General features: G+C 73.5%; 2 protein-coding genes and 1 pseudogene. All 3 read right to left on the reverse strand.

The window, feature by feature from the left end; translation table 11 throughout:
• On the reverse strand, positions 1 to 1,300 hold a 1,300-nt coding region (locus SSBG_RS04730), incomplete at its 3' end, for an acyl-CoA dehydrogenase family protein (RefSeq protein WP_008745077.1).
• Positions 1,297 to 2,946, reverse strand: coding sequence for a PfaD family polyunsaturated fatty acid/polyketide biosynthesis protein (locus tag SSBG_RS04735; protein ID WP_008745078.1), 1,650 nt, complete (start codon positions 2,944 to 2,946; stop codon positions 1,297 to 1,299). The genes SSBG_RS04735 and SSBG_RS04730, both read right to left, overlap by 4 nt.
• 23 nt (positions 2,947 to 2,969) lie before the next feature.
• Positions 2,970 to 5,257 (reverse strand): annotated as a pseudogene (locus tag SSBG_RS04740) (hypothetical protein); the annotation flags it as partial.

Here is a 5,257-nt window from a genome sequence, read left to right on the forward strand (position 1 = left end):
CGGGGTCGGGCCCGCGCACCAGGAGGTCGAGGCGGGCCGGTTCGTAGGCGGGCAGGGGGGCGTCGAGGTCGAAGACCGCCTCGACGGAGGGGGCGGGGCCGCCCGCCGCCGTGGCGGTGATCAGCGTGGGCAGCTGGGCGGCGTAGGAGCGGAGGTTGGCGTAGGGGCTGGCGTCGATGACGCGGACCACGGCGGCGTCGCGGCGCAGCTTCTGGAACACGCCGTCCCCGGGGGCCTGCCCGCGCAGGACGGAGCGGGTGGCGAGCACGGTGGAGCAGTGCGCCAGCACGTCCTGGGTGGCCTCGGCGACGAGGTGCTTGGCGGCGGGCCCCCACACGCTGTACGCCTGCGGGGTCACGTGCACCCCGCGGGCCGCCGCCGTCGCCACCGCGTCGGCCGCGAGCAGCGCCGCGCTCGCGGCGGCGCATTCGCGGCGGGCGTAGGCGGTGGCGTCCAGCGTGGTGCGGCCGAAGCGGCGGGTGGCGGTGAAGTCCAGGGTCAGGCGCAGCGCGGTGTCGGCGATGCCCAGCGACCCGGCCATGCTCATGAGGCGGACCGCCTGCTGGGCGCGCAGGGCGACCTCCAGGCCCTCGCCCTCCTTGCCGACCCGCGCCCCGGACGGGGCCCGCACGCCGTCGAAGCGCAGGGTGGCGAGGTCCACGCCGCGCATTCCGTCGGTGCGCGGCGCCGGGAGGCGGGTCAGCCCCTCGGGGGTGGTGCCGCGCGGGGTGTCGATGAGGTAGGCGGTGAAGGCGCCGGGGCCGCGCGCGCCGGTGCGGGCCACCACGTAGACGGCCTCGGCCCGGTTCCCGTTGCCGACGAGCCACTTCTCGCCGTGGAGCCTGCCCTCCTCGTCGAGGCGCAGCGCGCCGGAGACGAGGTCGCTGCCGTGGTCGGCCTCCGTCATGGCGAAGGCGACGGCGCCGCCCTCGCGGAGGATTCTCGCGACCTTCTCGCGCTGAGCGGTCGAGCCGTGCACCTGGAGGCAGGTCGCGGCGATGATGCTGAACATGGTGCCCGGCATCACCGTCACGTCGCGGCGCGCGGCGGCCCGCACGAGGGTGAGGCTGCGGTCGAAGGACTCGAACGTGCCACCCCATTCGCGGGGGAGGTAGTTGAGGTGGAAGCCGGCCTCGAAGAGCAGGCCGCACAGTTCCTCGGGGAAGGCGTCGGCCTCGTCGCGGGCGACGGCGGCGGCGTACCCGTACGGGTTGGCGGGGTCGGCCGGGTCACCGAGGATGAGTTCCACCTCCCCGGGGGTCAACGCCGGGGCGGGGGCGGTGGTGCGGGGGGCGCTCATGAGGCACCCGCCGTGGGGGCCAGCGGCAGCGGGGGCTCGCCCGGCACCGGCAGGTACTCGGCCGCTCCGGCGGGCACCCGCACGCCCGCGAGGCGGAGCTGGGCGAGGCGCGTGTGGAAGGCCGCTCCGCGCATGAGGTGCTGGGCGACGTCGGCGACGCGCCGGTTGCTCGGGTTCTTGAGGTAGCTGCCGGTCACCCAGTCGTTGAAGGAGCCCATCGCGGGGCCGCACCAGATCTGGTAGTCGGGGGTGCGTTCCCCGTCCCCGGTGACGGCCCAGCGCGAGGCCATGCCGAGGTACCAGCGGAACACCAGCGCCATGCGGCGGCGCGGGTGGTCGGCGGCGCGGGTCAGCTGTTCGGGGTCACGGTTCGTGAAGTAGCTGACGCAGTCCGCCCACACCTCCTCCAGGGGGCGCCGGAAGATCTGTTTCTCCAGCCGCTCGCGCTCCTCTCCCGGCAGCGCCTCCAGTCCGTCGTAGGTCTGGTAGAGCTGGTGGAGGCGGCGGGCGCGCATCGGGAAGAGCGTGCCCTTCTTGAGTACTTGCAGGTCCACGCCCATCTCGAACATGTCGGCGGCCGGGGCCATCTCGCAGTCGGCGATGCCCGCCTCGGCGAGCATCGCCCGTACCTGTGGCGAGGTGCCCGCCTCCAGACAGGACTGGTTCACCGAGCCCGTGACGACGTAGTCGGCGCCCATCGCGAACGCGGCGGCCAGCGCGGCGGGCGCGCCGAGGCCGCCTGCGGCGCCGAGCCGGATGGGGTCCTGGTAGCGGTGCTCGCGCTGCACGGCGTCGCGCAGCCGGGCCAGGACGGGGAAGAGCGCGGGCAGGGGGCGGCGGTCGGTGTGGCCGCCGGAGTCCGCCTCGACGGTGATGTCGTCGGCCAGCGGGACCTGGTGGGCGAGCGCGGCCTGTTCGGCGGTGATCAGGCCCTGCTCCAGCAGGGCGGTGACGGTCGCGGCCGGCGCGGGACGCATGAAGCGGGTCGCGGTCTCGGGGCGGGAGACCTTCGCGATGAGCCGGTTGCCGGTGACGACGCGGCCGTCGGGTCCGCGGCGCAGCCCGGCGAGCCGGTAGCGGACGATGTGCGGGGTGAGGTCCATGTACGCGGACGCCTCCACGCAGCGCACCCCGTGGCGCAGCGCCAGCTCGACGGTCTCGCGCTCCAGGCGGTCCTCGCTGGGGCTGTGGATGACGTTGACGGCGTACGGCAGGCCGGGGATCTCCCGGGCGAAGCGGCGCAGGGTGTCCTCCACGACGGAGGGCAGCAGGCCGGCCGCGCCGAAGGAGGCGAGGAGGTTCTCGCGGGCCATGGCGATGACGAGGTCGGCGGAGGCGATGCCGCCGGCCATGGCGCCCGCCATGTAGGGCAGGCGCACGCCGTGGGCGGCGGTGAAGGCCGCCGAGCCGAGGCGGTGCGGGGGCAGCGGCGCGGCGGCGGCGAGGACTCCGGGTCCCTCGCCGCCGGGGGCGGCGGTGCCGCCGGAGACGGCCGCGGGCCCGGTGGGTCCGGCGACGACGAAGCAGGGGTTCTCCAGGTCGGCGAGCGCCTGGTGGACGCCGGAGGCGTCGGCGGCGGGGAAACCGTCGCCGTGCCAGCGCAGCGGCGGGCCGGCCGGGGGTGGGGTGGGGTGCGGGCTGGACATGGGGTACAGGGCTCCTCGGCTGGTCAGGCGGGGTCGGTGGCGGAGCGGACCTCGATGGCCGCGTCGGTGAGCTGGTAGATGCGCAGTCCGGGCTTCCACAGTTCGGCGTCGGCGATCACCAGGAGCCGGCCGGACTCGCGGCGCACCTCCTTGACGTGCACGTCGAAGCGCAGTTCGCGGTCGTCGCGCAGGATCTGGCCGCGGTACTTCCAGCCCATCTCCACGCCGGTGGCCATCGCGAAGCGGGGCGCGTCGATGTCCGCCGCGAGGTTCTGCTCCAGCACGAACAGCCGCAGCGCCTGGAGGACGGCCTCCACGCCGAGGGAGCCGGGCATCACCGGGTCGCGGTGGAAGTGGCAGGAGAAGTACCACTCGTCGGGCCGCACCGCGCGGGCGCCGTGCAGGTAGCCCTGGCCGAAGCGGCCGCCGCCGGCCACCAGGTCGACGTGGTCCACGAGGTCGAAGTGCTCCCCCGGCAGGCGCAGGTGGCCGCCGTCGGGATCGGTGAACCAGGGCGCGTCGGGAGTGAGTTCGATGCGGCGCACCTGCTCGGCGGCGGGCTGTTCCTGCTCGATCCAGGGGGCGGTGTATCCGCCGTTGTCCAGGCCCACCTGGTTGGCGAGGGCTGCCTCGGAGAAGTACCCGAAGAGCGATTCGCCGGTGTAGAACACCTCGCCGTCGGCGGAGAGTTCGTAGGAGAAGTTCTGGAGGACGGCGCCGGAGACCGCGGAGGTCATCAGCAGCTTGGAGTGGTGGCGGATGGTCTTGCCGCGCAGGTCGATGTCCCGCACGAGGGTGGCGCGGCCGTCGAGGTTGCGGATGGAGTACTGCTGCGAGGGGTCCTTGAGGGTGGCGCCCAGGTAGTAGCCGAGGAAGATCGCCGCCTGGAGCGAGGACTCCATGTAGACGCAGTTCGGCATGTGCGGGTGGGAGTTCTGGCGGTAGTACCAGGCGTCGTCCGGCGAGTCGTACTCGGTGACCATCTCCGCGCCGGGCTTGAGGTCGCCGCGGGTGCCCTTGAGGGACATGACGCGGTCCACGAAGCGGAAGTCGCCGTTGGGGATGTACGGGGCGCGGCTGTCGCGGTAGATCTCGAACTCGGGGCCCATCGCGACGTCGAGCAGGCCCTTCGCGGCGTGCGCGAGGTGCAGTTCGTTGATCATGGCGGCTTCGCCGGAGCGGTTGCGGCGTCCGAGGAAGACGGGCACGCCGCCGGTCCCGGGCCGGTAGGGCGCGCCGTCCTTCTCGCGCACCTGGAGGCCGAGGTTGCGCATCCGGATGGCGGGCTTGTCGCCGAGGTGGACGATGATGTCGGCCCGCACCGTGGGGCGGGGCAGGAGCGTGATGTCGGTGATCTCCACCTCGTAGCGGATCTCGCGGTGCTCGGGGGTGATCTGGCCCCGCACCTGCACGTCGATGCGTTCGTCGGTGACGGTCTGGAAGCGGGCGTCCGGCAGTGTCAGGTGCATCCCGAGGTGGAGCAGCTCGATCTGGAGGAGCTGGACCGCGCCCTCGGCGACGAGGGAGCCGGCGAGTACCGGGTCGTCAGGGAAGTGGCAGGTGAAGTACCACGCGTCGGGGGTGAGCCGCTTGACGGCGGTGAGCTTGCCGAGGCCCCTGGGCCCGCCGAGCCGGTCGATGGTGACCTCGTCGACCATGCGCAGCATCGGGCCGGGCAGGCGCAGCGCCGGGTTGAGGCCCTCGTCCTGGGCGTGCTCGGGGCCGAAGACGTCTCCGGGGCGTCCCTGGGCGAGCAGTTCGAGGGCGTCGGCGTCCAGGTGCGTGACGTCGGTGCGGGCCAGCGGCTTGAAGTAGCCGGGGGTGAGGGCGGCGCGGGCGGCGCGGTCGCGGTCGCTGGTGACGACGCCGAGGGAGGCGTCGAGTTCTTCCTGCGTGAAGAACCCGGCGCAGGCGTCGCGCAGCTGGAGGATCAGCCGGTCGTCGGCGAAGCAGTCGTAGCTGAAGAAGAACAGGGTGGTGTCGCCGTTGTGCACGAAGCGGTCGATGGAGATCTCGTAGCGCAGCGTCTGTCCGGCGAGGGGCAGCGGGCCCTTGAAGATGAGCGAGGAGTCGAGGAGCCGGTAGACCCGCTCGCCCTTGTTGCGGAAGTCGATGCCGAGGTAGCTGACGAGGAGCAGGTCGCACTGGCCGGCCTCGACGGTGACGGCGGGCGGCGCGGCCCCGTCCACGAGGTACCAGGCGTCGTGCGGAATGTCGTACTCGGTGGTGATGCGGGCCGGGCCGAGCGTGCCCGGGGTGGCTTCCAGGCGGGTGACGCGGGTGGCGAAGTGGTATGGGGGCGCGGGCAGCC

The organism is Streptomyces sp. SPB074, assembly GCF_000154905.1.
Taxonomy (GTDB): domain Bacteria; phylum Actinomycetota; class Actinomycetes; order Streptomycetales; family Streptomycetaceae; genus Streptomyces.

What these genes read in the sequence shown, in the direction of transcription:
- SSBG_RS04735 (WP_008745078.1), bottom strand. Translation starts at nt 2,946, where the DNA reads ATGTCCAGCCCGCACCCCACCCCACCCCCGGCCGGCCCGCCGCTGCGC.